We start from the raw sequence: 15,996 nt of genomic DNA on the forward strand, positions 1-15,996 counted from the left end.
GACAGGGATGGTGAACACAGCGGTTTTTCCGGTTTCCCGCCGTGGCCAACGAAATGGCAGACGAGCACCCAACCTGTCCGGCGCGCAATTTCCCATTATGATCCGATGCGGATACCAATGCCACCGGGGGCGACATGGCCAGCGACAAGCTTTCCACCTACAAGCAGAAGCGCGACTTCAAGCTGACGCAGGAGCCGAGCGGCTCAGCAGCCCTTGCGCCCTCCCATCGTCAGCGTTTCGTCATCCAGAAACACGACGCCACCCGCCTGCACTATGACCTGAGGCTGGAACTGGACGGCGTCTTCAAATCATGGGCAGTGACGCGCGGGCCGTCGCTCGATCCCCGCGACAAACGTCTGGCCGTCGAAGTCGAGGACCATCCGCTCGACTATGGCGATTTCGAAGGCACCATCCCCAAGGGCCAGTATGGTGGCGGAACGGTCATGCTCTGGGATCGCGGCTATTGGGAACCCGAAGGAAGTGCTTCCCCGGAGGAAGCGCTGGCGAAGGGCGATCTGAAATTCACGCTGCACGGCGAGCGCCTGCAAGGCAGTTTCGTGCTGGTGCGGATGCGTCGGGATCGCGACGGCGGCAAACGCACCAACTGGCTGTTGATCAAGCACGACGACGACCATGCTGTCACAAAAAACGGCGATGCCATCCTCAAGGACCACGACACCTCCGTCGCATCCGGGCGGTCCATGGACGCGATCGCATCCGGCACCGGCAAAAAGCCCAAGCCGTTCATGATCCAGGGTGGCGCCGTCAAGGCCGACGCGGTGTGGGACAGCAGCCAGGGTCTTGCCGCGCAGGAGCGCAAGTCGGGAAGCAAAAAGACAAAGAAAATGCCCGCCACCAAGACAAAGGCGTCTGCGGCAACCACAGATAAGACATCGTCGATGCCCGGCTTCATTGCCCCGCAGCTCTGCAAGATCGTGGAACGGCCGTCCTCGGCCAAAGGATGGATCCACGAGATCAAGTTCGACGGGTATCGCTTCCAGATGCGGATCGAGAATGGCGAGGTGACGCTGAAGACCCGCAAGGGTCTTGACTGGACGGACCGGTTTGCAGCGATCGCCAAGGCCGCCACCGCCTTGCCCGATGCCATCATCGATGGCGAAATCTGCGCCCTTGACGAGCATGGCGCACCGGATTTTGCCGCTTTGCAGGCAGCGATTTCCGAGGAGAAAACCAGCGCCCTGGTCTATTTTGCCTTCGACCTTCTCTATGCGGGCAATGAAGACCTGCGCGAAATTCCGCTGGTCGAGCGCAAGGAGCGGCTGGCCAAGCTTTTGAACGAGGCGGGCGAGGATCCGCGCCTGCGCTTCGTCGAGCATTTCGAGACGGGGGGCGACGCTGTGCTCAAATCGGCCTGCCGGCTGTCGCTGGAGGGTATCATCTCGAAGCAGGCAAAAGCCCCTTACCGGTCCGGCCGGAGCGATACCTGGGCCAAGTCGAAATGCCGGGCCGGACATGAAGTGGTGATTGGCGCCTATGCCAAAACGGGAGCTAAGTTCCGATCGCTGCTGGTCGGGGTCAATCGCGGCAGCCATTTCGTCTATGTCGGCCGCGTCGGCACGGGTTTTAGCGCCGGGACCGTCGACAAGATCCTGCCGAAGCTGCGCGAATTCGAGACGGACAAATCGCCCTTCACCGGCATCGGCGCCCCGAAGGATGACCCCAATATCGTCTGGCTGAAGCCCGAACTGGTCGCCGAGATCGAATTTGCCGGCTGGACGGGTGACGGTCAGGTCCGTCAGGCGGCCTTCAAGGGTTTGCGTGAAGACAAACCTGCTGCGGAGGTGGAGGCGGAAAAGCCGGTGTCGCCGTCCGAGGTGGACACTCCCGACCCCGCCAAGCGCCAGAGTTCGGCCCGCGCCGAGGTGATGGGCGTGTCGATTTCCCATCCGGACAAGGCGCTCTGGCCTGATGCCGGCGATGGAGAACCGGTGACCAAGCGCGATCTGGCGGACTATTTCGAGGCGGTCGGCGCCTGGATGATCGAGCATATCAAGGGTCGCCCCTGCTCCATCCTGCGGGCCCCGGACGGCATCGACGGCGAACAGTTCTTCCAGCGCCATGCCATGCGCGGCACGTCGAACCTTCTCGAACTCGTCACGATCTCCGGTGACAAGAAGCCGTACGTGCAGATCGATCGTATCGAGGGCCTGGCCGCGATCGCCCAGATCGGCGGACTGGAGCTTCATCCCTGGAATTGCGAACCGCACCAGCCCGAAGTGCCAGGCCGGCTGGTGTTCGACCTCGATCCAGGCCCTGAGGTCGAATTTTCGACCGTTGTCGAGGCCGCCCGCGAGATCCGCGATCGCCTCGAGGAGCTTGGCCTTGTCAGCTTCTGCAAGACAACCGGCGGCAAGGGTCTTCATGTGGTGACGCCGCTGACCGTCGCCAAAGGCAAGAAAATCGCCTGGGACGAGGCCAAGGCTTTCGCCCACGATGTGTGCGAACACATGGCGCGAGACAATCCGGATGCTTATCTGATCAAGATGTCGAAGGCTGCGAGGAATGGCCGCATCTTCCTCGACTATCTGCGCAATGACCGCATGTCGACCGCCGTGGCGCCCTTGTCTCCGCGGGCCCGGCCGGGCGCCACGGTCTCGATGCCGCTCAACTGGAGCCAGGTGAAGGCCGACCTTGATCCGAGACGATTCACGGTCAGGACCGTGCCGGCTCTGATCAAGGACAGCACGGCCTGGCAGGACTATTGTGACGGCGAGCGGCCGCTTGATCCGGCGATCAAGCGGCTTGGCAAGCTCAAAGGCAAAGGATAGCCGCAGGCTAAGCCTGGCGCTGTTGCCAGTTTTTATAGGGCGTCATGAGCTGACCGGGAAAGCGACGCTCGATTTCCGTCTCGACCATGGCGATCCGCGCGAAGACATCGCTGTTGTCGCGATCTGCCGGGCTGATCTCTTCGCTCTCGCCTTCCAGCGTCTGCATAACGGCAAACAGCTCTTCGTCGCTCATCGGTGTCAGCGCGTCTGAAAATTCCTGAACATTGAGTTCGTTTGCCAACGGCTTTCCTCCTGCAAAATCGGTAAAGGCCGCAACTCGGTCTTCAGCGAAATGTTCCGCTGCCGCCGGAGGGCGGCCTGCCCATCGTCATCAGACCCTTCGAAATTCAGTCGCACCGCCAAGGAACGAATCGACGGCCGAAGGGGTTGAAGGAGGTCGATGATCTCGGGGAGAGTGGGAATGGTATCGCCAAGAGCCAGTTGGAAAGGTTTCATCAAGTTCGGAGAGGTGTCCTGTCCGGTGGCGCTCTACACGGCCGCCTCCTCGTCCGAGCGGATCGCCTTCCACACGCTCAATCGCGATACCGGCAACCGGGTGAAGCGCCAATTCGTCGACAGCGAGACCGGTGATCCGGTCGAGCGCGACGACCAAGTCAAGGGATACGAGGTCGAGAACGGCCGCTATGTCGTGCTGGAGCCGGACGAGGTCGCCGCCGCCGTTCCAGACAGCGACAAGACGCTGGCCATCGAGGCCTTCATTCCCTGTTCGGAGATCGACGACGTCTATCTCGACAAGCCCTATTACCTGGCGCCCGACAAGATGGGGACCGAGGCATTCGTGCTTTTGCGCGACGGCATGCAGAAGAAGAAGGTCGCGGCGATCGCGCAGACCGTTCTGTTTCGTCGCCTGCGCACCGTGCTGATCCGGCCGCATGGCAAGGGGCTGGTCGCCTCCACCCTCAATTTCGATTATGAGATCCGCTCCTCGGAAAAGGCCTTCGAGGACCTGCCCGAGCTTAAGATCGAAGGCGAGATGCTCGATCTGGCCGAGCATATCATCGGCACCAAGAAGGGCAGCTTTGACGCCAGCGCCTTCGACGACCGCTATGAGGCGGCCGTGGCGGAACTGGTCAAGGCGAAGATCGAAGGTCGCTCGCTGCCGAAGAGGAAGGCGCCCGCGCCCAAAAAGCAGAGCGACCTGCTGCAGGCGTTGCGCGAAAGTGCCGGCATGGGCAAGGCCTCAACAAAGGCCACAACCAAGGCCAAGCCGGCCGCCGCCAACACCAACAGGGGTGCCCGGGCCAAGCCCGCCAAGCCAGCTGCCTCCAAGTCCAAACCTGCCGCGAAACGCGTCGGATAATCGGAGGTCATCATGGCAGTTCGCCCCTATTGGAAAGGCTATCTCAAGCTGTCGCTGGTCACCTGCCCCGTGCAGATGATGCCCGCCACCTCGGACGAGGAAAAGGTGAAATTCCACACGCTCAACCGCGAGACCCAGAACCGGGTCGTCAGCCACTATGTCGACGCCGTCACCGGCAAGGCGGTCAAAGAAGAGAACGAGGTGAAGGGCTATCAGCGCGGCGAGGATGACTATCTCATCCTCGAAGACGACGAGATCGACAATGTCGCGCTCGAAAGCACCAAGACCATCGACATCTCTGTTTTCACCAAGCGTGACAGCATCGACTGGATGTGGCTCGACACGCCCTATTATCTGTCGCCCAACGATACGGTCGGCCAGGAAGCCTTTTCCGTCATCCGCGCTGCGATGGAATCGCAAGGCATGGTCGGCATTTCGAGGCTGGTCATCGCCAGGCGCGAACGGGCCGTCATGCTGGAACCGCGCGGCAAGGGCATCGTCTTGTGGACCTTGCGTTATGGCGACGAAGTGCGCGACGAGGAAAGCTATTTCGAGGGTATCGGCGACGAGACGGCCGATTCCGATATGATGCCTCTTGTGCAAAAGCTGATCGAAAAACAGACCCGGCACTGGGATGCGAAAATGGTCGCCGATCCGGTCCAGGACCGCCTGCTGGACATCATCAGCAGCAAGAAAAAGAAGCTTAAAAAACCCGCCAAAGCAAAGGCTCCCGCCGCTGAACCGGCAGCGACCAATGTCATCAACATCATGGATGCCTTGCGCAAATCCATCGCGGCGGACAAGCGATCCGGGAGATGACGGAGTTTAAGTGGCCGCTGCCTATGATGGCTTAAGCGGCCAACCTCGCAAGCACGTTTCGAACCACCACCGGCGATGAGAGCCGGTGTACCGCACAGGTCGGCGCATCCAGCGCCCCGACGCGCACCGAGAGCCCGCCGCGGGCATTGGTAACGGCGAACATGGATTCATCCGTCAGGTCATCGCCCATGGCCACCGGTCGCCGGCCCTTGAACGGGTCTGCCTGCAGGAACCGCTCCACGGCATCGCCCTTGCTGGCGCGCGCCGGCCGGAGTTCAAACACCATCTTGCCGAGTTGCAATGCCCAGCCCGGGCCGGCCATCTCGGCGTAATGCTGCATTCTCTCGTGGAGAATCTCCTCATATTCCGGGGCCAGCCGGTAGTGGGCCGCTACGGCTCCCCCCTTGTCCTCAATCAGCACGCCGGGATAGGACTCCGCCTCGCGGGCGAGTTGACGTTTCAACGTCTCGAATGCCCCGGACTCGGCTGCGGTCGATACACCAGTCGCGTCGCGATATTCCGCGCCATGCAACCCGGCCAGCGGAAACGCAAACGGCTTGAACAATTGGTCGGCAAAGGAAAGCGACCGACCCGTGACGAGCGCCATGGCGCCATCCAGTTTTGCATAGAGCCGGTTGAGCTGGCCTGGAAGCGCTTCCGGCACCTGGATGGAATCCGGGGTCGGGGCAAGATCGAGCAAGGTCCCGTCGATATCGAGAAACAGGGCCCATTCCTCGGGGGTGTCAAGCAAGGCTTCAAGCGTCCGGGTTGCCATTTCATCGTCCTGCACGGTCGTCTCCTGCACGTTGTCATCTCCATGCAAGTAGTCCGCGTCGCGCCGGCGGCAAGATCGAGCCGGCGGAACATCCCACTGTCAGCAACGTTATGGGGGCGGCTCTATTGGTTATTGGGGGAATTCAGGATGGCACACACACCGACGGCCCAGAAACGTCAGGCACAGATGCCCCTCATTCATGGAGCGCTCGAACTTCCGACCGTGCTGATCGACGACTACAATAACGAGGCCCGCGAGCGCGGCGGCTTCCTTGGCGACCGGATCAACAAGCAATCCTTCCAGACCAAGATCCAGGACGCCCGCAAGATCGTGCGGTCCTATGCCGAGGATCCGTTCGACAAGACACTCGGCGAGCCGATTTCCAAGAAAAAGATCGATGCCATGCTGGAATCCAAGGACGCGGTCGCGATGGCCCTTGCCATGGGCGCCGTGGAGGATTTCTCACGCGACTTTGCAGACGTCGTCTCGAAGTTCCTGGCCATCAAAGCCTGGGCAAAAACCGAACGGATCGCCGTTGGCGGCGGCTTTCGCGACAGCCGGGCCGGCGAACTGGCGATCGCCCGCACGATGATGATCCTGCGGGCGGCCGGTAGCAATGTGACACTGGTGCCGATTGCCCACCATCCCGACGAGGCCGGTCTGATCGGCTCGGTGCATCTGATGCCGTCCTGGATGCTGAAAGGCCATAACGCCATTCTGGCGGTTGATATTGGCGGCACCAACATGCGTGCCGGCATCGTCGAATTCGACCGGCACAAGAACCTGATCGACGATGCCAAAGTCACCGTGTCGGATATCTGGCGGCATGCAGACGACCAGCCCAGCCGCAGTGCCGCGATCGCAAGGCTGGTCGCGATGTTGAACGACCTGCTCGAAAAGGCCGGCAAGCTCAAGCTGGCGCCGCTGATCGGCATTGCCTGCCCCGGCATCGTCAATCCCGACGGCGCCATCGCGCGCGGCGCCCACAACCTGCCGGGCGGCAATTGGGAAAGCGACCATTTCAATCTTCCGGCCGCCATCACCAAGGCAATCCCGACCATTGGCGGCCACGAGACCTTCGTGATGATGCACAATGACGCGGTGGTTCAAGGCCTGTCGCAGGTGCCGCTGATGCGCGACGTGTCGCACTGGGGCGTCATGACGATCGGCACAGGCCTTGGCAATGCCCGGTTCACCAACCGCAAGCCTTTGTCGGAATAGTTTTCGTCCCCGCCGCAAACCGCACCTGTTCGGGATGCGGGGTCGCCCAACGACGACGATGAGTAAAATATTCTCATTTGCCGCTTTTATTCGCAGTATTGTCCCCTGCCTTCGCCGCTGCAATCTGACATTCCATTGTCCTGAAACTTCCATTTGAAAGGCAGACCGATGAACTGGTTCAAAACCCTCGCGACTGTAGCAGCGATGCAGGCTTTCATTTATGCGCCCGCATTTTCCGGCGAAAACCTCGACCAGATCAAGGCGGCCGGCGTCATCAAGATCGGCACCGAGGGGACCTACGCGCCGTTTACCTTCCATGACGCCTCCAACAAGCTGGTCGGCTTCGATGTCGAGATCGGCGAGGCCGTTGCCGCCAAGCTCGGGGTCAAGGCCGAGTTCGTCGAAGGCAAGTGGGACGGGCTGATCGCCGGCATCGACGCCAAGCGCTACGATGCCGTGATCAACCAGGTTGGCATTACCGAGGCGCGCAAGCAGAAATACGACTTCTCCGATCCCTATATCGTCTCCAAGGCGGTGTTGATCGTGCGCGACGACAATACCGACATCAAGGGCTTCGAAGACCTGAAAGGCAAGAAATCCGCCCAGTCGCTGACTAGCAATTTCGGCAAGCTCGCCGAAGCTGCCGGCGCGGAACTGGTCGGAACCGATGGCTTCGATCAGTCGATCCAGCTGGTGCTGACCCGCCGTGCCGACGCCACCATCAACGACAGCCTGTCCTTCCTCGACTTCAAGAAGCAGAAGGCCGATGCCCCGGTAAAGATCGTCGCTGAGAAGGCCGAAGCCGAGGCCTCCGGCATCATCGTTCGCAAGGGTGATGCCGATCTGGTTGCCGCGATCAACAAGGCGCTCACCGAGATCAAGGCGGACGGCACCTACCAGACGATTTCGAACAAGTATTTCGGCCAGGACGTGTCCAAGTAAAATACCGGCGGCCTGTTCCCGCCTGCGGATACAGGTCATCATGCTGCAATGTCACAGCCGTCCGGCGTTCGCGCCGGACGTCGCTTTTTTCGGGGTCCCCTATGCCGCACTGGCTTCAACTGATGATCGATTCGCTGCCCATGCTGCTCTGGGCCGCGGCCAAGTTCACCATTCCGCTGACCCTGCTGTCCTTCGTGCTCGGGCTGGCGCTCGGGCTCGGCACCGCCGTGGCGCGGCTGTTCGGACCGAAACCGCTGGAGCTGACGGCGCGCTTCTATGTCTGGGTGATCCGCGGCACGCCGCTGCTGGTGCAGCTCTTCGTGATCTTCTACGGCCTGCCCAGCGTGGGAATCCTGCTCGATGCCTTCCCGGCAGCGCTGATCGGCTTCACGCTCAATGTCGGCGCCTATACCTCCGAGATCATCCGCGCGGCGATCTCGTCGGTGCCGAAGGGCCAGTGGGAAGCCGCCTATTCGACCGGCATGTCCTGGCGCCAGGCCATGACCCGCACCATCCTGCCGCAGGCCGGCCGCGTCGCCGTGCCGCCACTGTCCAACACCTTCATCTCGCTGGTCAAGGACACCTCGCTGGCGGCAGCCATCACCGTGCCGGAGCTGTTCCAGTCGGCACAGCGCGTCGTCGCCACCACCTATGAGCCGCTGATCCTCTATATCGAGGCGGCGCTGATCTATCTTGCCATGAGCTCCGTCCTGTCGACATTGCAGGGCAGGCTCGAGGTCCGCTTCGCCCGCTATGGCGGCATGCTGGAGGCCAACCGATGATCGAGCTGTCCCATATCGAAAAGCGCTTCGGCGAGGCGCTGATCCTCGACGACATCTCGCTCTCCTTCGCGCAAGGCAGCGTCACCGCGCTGGTCGGCCCGTCCGGCGGCGGCAAGAGCACGCTGCTGCGCACCATCAACCTGCTGGAACTGCCGACATCCGGCACTGTCCAGATCGGCGACGACCGGGTCGAGCTTTCGCCCGGCCGCAAGGTGGCCTGGCCGGTGATCCAGAAGATCCGCTGCCAGACCGGCATGGTGTTCCAGAATTTCCAGCTCTTCCCGCACCGGACCTCGATCGAGAACGTCATGGAGGGCCTGCTGGTGGTGCAAAAATGGTCGCGTGACAAGGCCCGCGACCGGGCCATGGAACTGCTGACCAAGGTCGGAATGGCCCACAAGGCCGACGCCTGGCCGGCCAATCTGTCCGGCGGCCAGCAGCAGCGCGTGGCCATTGCCCGCGCCCTTGCACCTTCTCCGAAAGTGCTGCTCTGCGACGAGCCGACCTCGGCGCTGGACCCCGAGCTGTCAGCGGAAGTGGTCGACGTGCTCGGCCAGCTTGCCGCCGAAGGCACGACCATGGTGATGGCCACCCACGACCTGCGGCTTGCCTCGCGCATTGCCAACCGTGTCGTCTTCCTCGATGCCGGCGTGGTGGTGGAAACCGGCAGCGCCGAGGCGATCTTCCAGTCGCCCGAGCACGAACGGACCAAACGCTTCGTCAGCTCGATCAGCGCGGCGCAAACCCTCTGAGATCACTCACTTGCGCGCTCAGCGGCGTCCGTCCGGCAAAGGGCAGGCTTCGCCGCAACCGCCGACACCGGTCAGGTTATAGCGCAGGCAGCACACCTTGCGCTGGGCGAATTCCAGGCCGCATTGCTGGCGCGCGACGCGCATCATGCCGTGCATCGGATTTTTTCTGCCATCCGGCCAGGTCGGCTCATTGAGCAGGGCAAGGCCCCCATCGACCGGCGCGGTCTCGTGCCGATAGGCGATTTCCTTCAGGATCCACGAGAGATAGGCGGCGACATTGTTCCAGAGAAGCTTTGGCGCAAGCCCTGAATTGGCGGCCATGGCGGCGACCACTGGCTCGACGTGTTGCAGCATCATCCCGTGAAGATCGACCGCCGGCTCCGCACTCTGCCGCACATCGCCTGAATAGACAAAAGCCTGCGGCTCGGCCGTGTCTTCGTCGCAGACCAGCGACACACCCTCAAGCCCGAGCGGTACGGCGCGGCGGTGAACGAACAGATGCACGCTGGGCGCGATCGTCAATATGCTGAAATAAAACAGGCTCCACATCGACACCACGGCCCGCCGGTCGCTGCCGGGAAACTTGCGCATGTAGCGGGCAATGACTCCCTCGAAGACCGCGGGGTCGGCAAGGTCCGTGCAGGCAATGACCAGTCCACCCGCCGGGGCGCGAGGCAGCAGCTTTTCGCGGCAATAGGGAAAGGGCCCGTCGCCCAGCAGCCCATCAAGGTCGACGGGGTGTTGCGATTCCATGGAAATGGGAAGCGCTGCGCCGGTGACTGCAATCTTTTCCATGCATCACCGGCGGTCTATGAAAGATGCCGTCATGATCTGCCCCTTTGCCGGGGCAGTCGCATTCAAGTCATGTCTCGTCATACAGATCGTCTGCCCCCGGCTCAACGTGTGGGGGCGACGCTAGGGAACCGGAAAATCTTTGTCAAGATAACATGATAATTTCTATCATGTTATCTTGACTGGACGTAGCGCAATGGCGTCAGGCGGCCTCGATGGCCTTTTCGACGTCGCCGACGGCATGCCCTGTCAGATCCTTGGGGATCTCCAGCAGCAATTTGGCCGACAGGAACTTGTGGTAATGCTTGCGCAATTCGCCGAGCGAGCGCGGTGCCGAAATGACCACGAGATTGTCGATGCCGCCTTCCAGGACCTGCTTGTTGAGATACTGGGCAACGCCGGCCGAAAAGCCGTCTTCCGAGAGCTGGCTCTCGTCGGGATTGGCCGACGTGCTGGTATGACGACCGCCAGAGCCCTTGGCTTCATCATCGATCGAAACCTGCGGCATGGCCGTCAGGCTCAGCTCCGAACCAGTCCCCGTATTGCGATAGAGGTCGATTTTTTCGCCATCGGTAACGGCAACAACGGTGTCCTGTGGAAGTATCATTGGAATTCCCATCAAATTGGAGGTGGCGTCATAAAAACAAATGGCGCCTTGGACAACGTCGCGTCAGGTGTGAAGTTCCCAGGAGGCGTTATATATTGGTTTTTCAACGGGAAGTGCTTCGTTCCGCCTTCAGAGAGGACATGCCGCCGCCAACGGAGGCGCGCTGCCCGCACGTCTCACTGACGGAAAAGTGAAACGCAGCCTCAGAGCGCCGTCGCAAAATCCGGTCTATGATAGCCAAGGGCGGCGGCAGGCGCCGCCAGGCAGCTGTTGGCCAAAAACTGGATTGTGCGGGCATGACGATCCGCTGAAGGGAGGATGAAATGAGCAGATTGACCGCCAAGGATTTTCCGCAGGAACTGCTGGAGCTTTACGATTATTACGCCCACGGAAAGATCACCAAGCGCGAGTTTCTGGATCGCGCCGGCAAATTCGCGGTCGCAGGCATGACGGCGGCAGCCCTGGTGGCATCGCTCTCGCCCGATTATGCCCTGGCCCAGCAGGTGGAATTCACCGACCCCGATATCCTTCCCGAATATATCAGCTACCCCTCGCCAAAAGGTCATGGCGACGTGCGCGGCTATCTGGTGAAGCCCGCCAAGATGGAGGGCAAACTGCCCGTCGTCGTCGTGGTACATGAAAACCGCGGCCTCAACCCCTATATCGAGGACGTTGCGCGCCGCGTGGCCAAAGCCGGTTTCATTGCCCTTGCGCCGGACGGGCTATCCTCCGTCGGCGGTTATCCCGGCAATGATGAAAAAGGCCGCGAGCTGCAGTCCACCGTCGATCCCGAAAAGCTGATGAACGACTTCTTTGCCGCCATCGATTTCATGATGAAACATGAGCTATCCACCGGCAAGGTCGGCATAACAGGCTTTTGCTATGGTGGCGGCGTTTGCAATGCCGCAGCGGTCGCCTATCCGGAGCTGTCCGCCGCCGTGCCGTTTTACGGCCGCCAGCCGCGGGTCGAGGATGTGCCGCGCATAAAGGCGCCACTGCTCATTCACTATGCGGAACTCGATACCCGCATCAACGAGGGCTGGCCCGCCTACGAAGCGGCGCTGAAGGCCAATAACAAGACCTATGAGGGTTATGTCTATCCGGGCGTGAACCACGGTTTCCACAATGATTCGACGCCCCGCTACGACGAGGCGGCGGCGAAGCTCGCCTGGGACCGGACGATCGCCTGGTTCAATCGCTATCTGGCCTGATCAAAGTCCGGCACGTCTGGAAAGGCCGCACACACCGGCGGCACGTTCCTCCCCGGCCGGCGCCACTTCGGGCGACGGCGCTTCAGATTACATGGTGTACCAGAGGCGCGGATTGTCGCCGGACTGGATCTTCACCCAGCGCAGATCGGTCGACTTCCAGGGCTTGATGCTGCTGGTGCGATTGTCGAGCACCAGGTCGCCCTGGCTGGTCTTGACGACCAGCACGGCATGGCCTTCGCCGCTGCCGGTATGGGCAACCGCAATGCGCAGCGCCCGCGGCGACCAGCCGAGCGCGATCAGCCGACGGCGCTTGGTCAGCGCATAATCCTCGCAGTCGCCGGACTGGGCGCCGACCTGCCAAACGTCGCCGTCGATGCGGTTGGCATCGTTGGTCGGGCGGATCGCGCGATTGACGCTGTCGTTGATCCGCTTCAGCTGGCCCTGGCGATAGGAGGACAGGGCGACGGTTGCGGCGCCGTAGCTGCGGCTGCAGTCGCCGGGGTTCTGCAGGCAGAACCGCACATGGGCGAAGGGAGCCAGGGTCGGCTTGTTGGCGACGATATAGCTGACGCTGGGCGCGTTCAGCAGGTTGCGGGCAAAGCCACCGGGACCGGCCGCCTGGGCGGGCTCAACACCCAGAACGATCATCGCCGAGAGGGCGGCTACGTTGAGATATTTCTTCCACATGTGCTTGTCCCCGTTCCAAGGTCTCGTCGGGCGCCTTGCTGTGCGCTCTTTGCCTGGGAGAACCCTACACGCCGGCCTTTGCGGCCCGCTTAAGTGGAAAGAGACAATTTTACGGAAATGCGATTTTTGTGGAAACGGCCGGTCATCCCGCGCTTTATTGTCTTGCGACCAGCGCCAAGCTTTGGGTCAATACTTGCGGACGAAGGCCGCAGTCTGATATGGCCCAGCAGCTTCAGGGGAGGATACTGCTTGGTCGGACACAAGATTGCAGCCTTCGGGCGTTTATCTTCCCTGCGTAACGGACTGGTCTACGGCTATATCGCCGTCACGGTCGCCGCTCTCCTGCCGCTCGGCTCTGTCGGCACGGCACCCTTCACCGTGGTTGCGATCGCCGTGTGTATTCTGGCGCTCGCCACGGCCGGCCTGCTCGGGGAACCGTCCCGCGCCCAATCGCTGTTTCGCCAATGCCTGGTGCTCCTCGCTGTGCTTTGCGGCTGGGTGGTTCTGCAGACCCTCGACCTCTCCTGGGCAGGGCTTGCCCATCCCGCCTGGAAAGATGCCGAGCCGGTGACCGGACCGGTCGGCGGCACAATTTCACTGGCGCCGGCCGATACGCGGGAATCGCTGCTACGGCTCGCCATCCCCTTCGTCGTATTCTTGACGGGGCTGATCCTCAGCACATCGGACGAACGCGCCGCCGGCATGGTACGGGCGCTGGGACTGGCCGGCGGATTGATCGCACTGCTCGGTCTTGTGCAGTTCCTGTTCTTTCCCGGCACCTTGCTGCTGATGGAGAAGCGGCATTATCTCAGCAGCCTGACCGCCGTTTTCGTCAACCGCAATACGGCCGCGACCTTCCTGGGACTCGTCGCTCTTCTTCTGACCGGGCTCGTCTTCCTCTCGCTACAGCAGGGCGCTTTGCGGGCGCTGCGAAACTGGATCTTCCACGGCGTATCCAGGCAGTCCGGAAAACTGCTGCTCGGCCTGCTGCTGCAGGCCAGCCTTCTGCTGCTGACATTGGCCGCCCTGATGCTCACCACCTCCAGGGCCGGGATCGTCAGCACATTTGCCGCTCTTTTCGTCCTACTGCCGGTGCTGGCCGCCAACTGGGATCAGACCTTGCCAATGCGATCGAGCCGCAGATCGGGCTGGCTGCGCAAGGCGGCCCGCATCGCCGTCGCGATGATCGTCATTGTGCTTGTCGCCTATGCCCTGACCGGCCGCACGCAATTGCGGGCCGAGATGAAAGGGCTGGAAGACGGCCGCTTCTGCATCATGCCGGGCTTGTTCGACGCCATCGGCAGCAATTGGTGGACCGGCACCGGCTTCGGCACGTTTCTCCAGGCGTTCCCGCCTTACCGCCCGGCCGATTGCGGATTGGTCGGCACCTGGGACCGCGCGCACAACTCCTATCTGGAAGCCCTGATGGGGCTCGGCGTGATCGCCATCCCGGCCATCGGTTTTGCGATCGTGATCCTGCTGACAACCTTTGTCAGAGGCCTGCGGCAAAGGCAAAAGGCCAGGGTCTACCCGGCGATGGGAATTGCGGCGATGATTCTGGTCGGTCTGCACGCGGTGCTGGATTTCTCCCTGCAAATCCCCGGCGTCGCCATCTATCTTGCCGCCCTCCTTGCCCCCCTGGCGTCCATCTCGCTCGCACGATCGGCGAGACGGGTGAAAAGTCGACGCAACCACCGAAATCTCCCGGCCGCCTAATTGGACGCTGGCCTGCGACACGCCAGACGATAAGCCGCTGCCGGCGCCCTCCCAAAGGACCGCCAACAAAGTCCTTGTCTTATGCCGCGCGGCTGCCGGGAAAGGAATCATCTCGCAAGCGCAGCATGGATCGGGTGGCGTGAGCGTCGATTAGAGCTTCACCTGGCTGGATTGAAGTCGGTGAACCAACTCGATCTGGCACGCGCGATGCCACGACCAAGCAAGCAGGCGACAAACATCAGACACCATCTTTGCGGGCGGAGCATCATCCTCCAGGCTAATCTTTGCGCCTGGACTATCCGGCTTGCAGAGCCGGTATGGCTTGTTTCCGTTCACCGTCGCCGATTAATAACCCCGAAAAAAGTCGACAGATACACCACGAAACTGTTTGCAGACAACGAACTCTTGGGTTAACCAAATGTTAAATTTGGTGGTGACTTCATCCGCGTTATAGTACATAAACGTCTTCTAGAATATAAACTGCGTTGCACCGGCACAGAACAGGTAGAGAACGTGAGAACTCAACGATCATATGTCCGGAATTCCTCCACTACTTTCAATTTTGTGGCACGCGACACATTGGTTGATGACAGTTTGATTACAGAAACACTATATGAACAAAATATAGTCCGCGAAGCTCATTTTTTCATCAAGCGTTTTATGGATATCGCGGTATCTTCGACAGCCATCCTCATCCTCTTGCCTTTTTTCTTGGCAGTCGTCCTGATGATCCGGATCGACAGCAAAGGACCGGCTCTTTTCACGCAGATCCGCTGGGGAAAAGGCGGCAAGAAAATCCGCATCTACAAATTCAGGTCGATGCGGACAGATCTCTGCGATCACTCCGGCGTCCAGCAGACGGTGCTTGGCGATCCGCGCGTGACGCGGATCGGCGCCATATTGCGCCGCACAAATATCGATGAGCTTCCCCAGCTGTTCAACGTGCTAAAAGGGGATATGTCCCTGGTTGGGCCACGCTGCCACGCGATCGGCATGCTGGCCGCCGGCATGACCTATGAAGAACTGGTACCGCAATACCATCAGCGGCATGTGATGCGGCCCGGCATCACCGGATTGGCCCAGATGCGCGGCCTGCGTGGCCCGACGGATCGTCCGGGAAAGGCGCGGGCCCGCATTGCCTGCGACCTGCACTATATCGAAAACTTCTCCATCTGGCTCGATATCCGCATCCTGTTCGGCACCGTGATGTCGGAACTGGTCGGCGGAAAAGGATTCTAGCACGCCGCTGAGAGACCGGAGGGTGCGGCGACAGCAAAATGTCATGCGCGCCGTTCGTCACTGAGCTGTCCCGCAAAGGCATCTGATCGTGCGATTTGACACTCCTGTTGAGAACAGAGATCTCCCGGCTCGGCAGGGAGCGATTTTTTGTGCGCGCGTCGGGCAACGGGTCCAGTCGCCGGGCTTTCGTGCGTGAGCACCAGGCAAACGCTAATCGATCCTCGAGGAGGAATGTGTGGGACAAGACAAGACACTCCGTAAAGCCGTATTCCCCGTGGCCGGGCTTGGAACCCGCTTCCTGCCGGCCACCAAGGCTGTTCCCAAGGAGATGCTGACCGTCGTT

At 61.2% G+C, this 15,996-nt stretch carries 15 protein-coding genes and 1 pseudogene; 11 read left to right on the forward strand and 5 right to left on the reverse strand.

The window, feature by feature from the left end; all coding sequences use genetic code 11:
- Nucleotides 1–134: 134 nt before the first annotated feature.
- Nucleotides 135–2,789, forward strand: a complete 2,655-nt coding sequence (ligD, locus tag HGO38_RS12810) for a DNA ligase D (protein ID WP_250956271.1) — start codon at nt 135–137, stop codon at nt 2,787–2,789.
- Between the two features lie 7 nt (nt 2,790–2,796).
- Here ligD and HGO38_RS12815 read toward each other — a convergent pair whose 3' ends face one another.
- Nucleotides 2,797–3,030 (reverse strand): hypothetical protein, encoded by a 234-nt coding sequence (locus tag HGO38_RS12815; RefSeq protein WP_250956272.1) that lies wholly within the window; start codon nt 3,028–3,030, stop codon nt 2,797–2,799.
- 180 nt (nt 3,031–3,210) lie between these two features.
- On the opposite strand from HGO38_RS12815, the gene ku (HGO38_RS12820) reads away from it, so the two are divergent.
- The gene (gene ku / locus HGO38_RS12820) at nt 3,211–4,110 is read left to right on the forward strand and encodes a non-homologous end joining protein Ku (protein ID WP_250956273.1); all 900 of its coding nucleotides are present in this window, start codon (nt 3,211–3,213) and stop codon (nt 4,108–4,110) included.
- Nucleotides 4,111–4,122: 12 nt separating this feature from the next.
- Nucleotides 4,123–4,929, forward strand: coding sequence for a non-homologous end joining protein Ku (ku, locus tag HGO38_RS12825; RefSeq protein WP_250956274.1), 807 nt, complete (start codon nt 4,123–4,125; stop codon nt 4,927–4,929).
- A 31-nt stretch (nt 4,930–4,960) separates the two neighbouring features.
- Here ku (HGO38_RS12825) and otsB read toward each other — a convergent pair whose 3' ends face one another.
- A complete protein-coding gene (otsB, locus tag HGO38_RS12830) occupies nt 4,961–5,704 on the reverse strand; it encodes a trehalose-phosphatase (RefSeq protein WP_250956299.1) in 744 nt (247 codons plus the stop codon).
- Nucleotides 5,705–5,851: 147 nt separating this feature from the next.
- Here otsB and HGO38_RS12835 point away from each other — a divergent pair, with 147 nt between their 5' ends.
- The 4 genes from HGO38_RS12835 (at nt 5,852) to HGO38_RS12850 (ending at nt 9,401) form a co-directional block, all read left to right on the forward strand.
- Nucleotides 5,852–6,925 carry an ROK family protein gene (locus HGO38_RS12835; RefSeq protein WP_250956275.1) on the forward strand — a complete coding sequence of 358 codons (1,074 nt, stop codon included), beginning with the start codon at nt 5,852–5,854 and terminating at the stop codon, nt 6,923–6,925.
- 168 nt (nt 6,926–7,093) lie between these two features.
- A complete protein-coding gene (locus HGO38_RS12840) occupies nt 7,094–7,867 on the forward strand; it encodes an amino acid ABC transporter substrate-binding protein (RefSeq protein WP_250956276.1) in 774 nt (257 codons plus the stop codon).
- A gap of 101 nt (nt 7,868–7,968) precedes the next feature.
- Nucleotides 7,969–8,649: an amino acid ABC transporter permease gene (locus HGO38_RS12845; protein ID WP_250956277.1), complete on the forward strand. Its 681-nt coding sequence runs from the start codon at nt 7,969–7,971 to the stop codon at nt 8,647–8,649.
- Nucleotides 8,646–9,401, forward strand: a complete 756-nt coding sequence (locus HGO38_RS12850) for an amino acid ABC transporter ATP-binding protein (protein ID WP_250956278.1) — start codon at nt 8,646–8,648, stop codon at nt 9,399–9,401. Before HGO38_RS12845 ends, HGO38_RS12850 begins: the two co-directional genes overlap by 4 nt.
- A gap of 18 nt (nt 9,402–9,419) precedes the next feature.
- Here HGO38_RS12850 and fhuF read toward each other — a convergent pair whose 3' ends face one another.
- Together fhuF and HGO38_RS12860 are read right to left on the reverse strand one after the other, a co-directional pair.
- Nucleotides 9,420–10,196 (reverse strand): siderophore-iron reductase FhuF, encoded by a 777-nt coding sequence (fhuF, locus tag HGO38_RS12855; RefSeq protein ID WP_250956279.1) that lies wholly within the window; start codon nt 10,194–10,196, stop codon nt 9,420–9,422.
- 199 nt (nt 10,197–10,395) lie between these two features.
- Nucleotides 10,396–10,800 carry a host attachment family protein gene (locus tag HGO38_RS12860; protein ID WP_250956280.1) on the reverse strand — a complete coding sequence of 135 codons (405 nt, stop codon included), beginning with the start codon at nt 10,798–10,800 and terminating at the stop codon, nt 10,396–10,398.
- A 323-nt stretch (nt 10,801–11,123) separates the two neighbouring features.
- On the opposite strand from HGO38_RS12860, the gene yghX reads away from it, so the two are divergent.
- On the forward strand, nt 11,124–12,011 hold the full coding sequence (gene yghX / locus HGO38_RS12865) for a YghX family hydrolase (protein ID WP_250956281.1): 888 nt from the start codon (nt 11,124–11,126) through the stop codon (nt 12,009–12,011).
- A gap of 87 nt (nt 12,012–12,098) precedes the next feature.
- Here the strand turns inward: yghX and HGO38_RS12870 are convergent, their stop codons facing one another.
- Nucleotides 12,099–12,698, reverse strand: a complete 600-nt coding sequence (locus HGO38_RS12870) for a transglutaminase-like cysteine peptidase (RefSeq protein WP_250956282.1) — start codon at nt 12,696–12,698, stop codon at nt 12,099–12,101.
- Between the two features lie 249 nt (nt 12,699–12,947).
- Here HGO38_RS12870 and HGO38_RS12875 point away from each other — a divergent pair, with 249 nt between their 5' ends.
- The 3 genes and pseudogenes from HGO38_RS12875 to HGO38_RS12885 form a co-directional block, all read left to right on the forward strand.
- The gene (locus HGO38_RS12875) at nt 12,948–14,414 is read left to right on the forward strand and encodes an O-antigen ligase family protein (RefSeq protein ID WP_250956283.1); all 1,467 of its coding nucleotides are present in this window, start codon (nt 12,948–12,950) and stop codon (nt 14,412–14,414) included.
- Nucleotides 14,415–14,993: 579 nt separating this feature from the next.
- Entirely contained in the window at nt 14,994–15,653 is a 660-nt protein-coding gene (locus tag HGO38_RS12880; RefSeq protein ID WP_352230473.1) for a sugar transferase, read from the forward strand.
- Between the two features lie 235 nt (nt 15,654–15,888).
- A pseudogene (locus HGO38_RS12885) lies at nt 15,889–15,996 on the forward strand (UTP--glucose-1-phosphate uridylyltransferase); the annotation flags it as partial.

Origin of the sequence: Rhizobium sp. CG5, from assembly GCF_023701945.1 — a bacterium.
Classification (GTDB): domain Bacteria; phylum Pseudomonadota; class Alphaproteobacteria; order Rhizobiales; family Rhizobiaceae; genus Allorhizobium.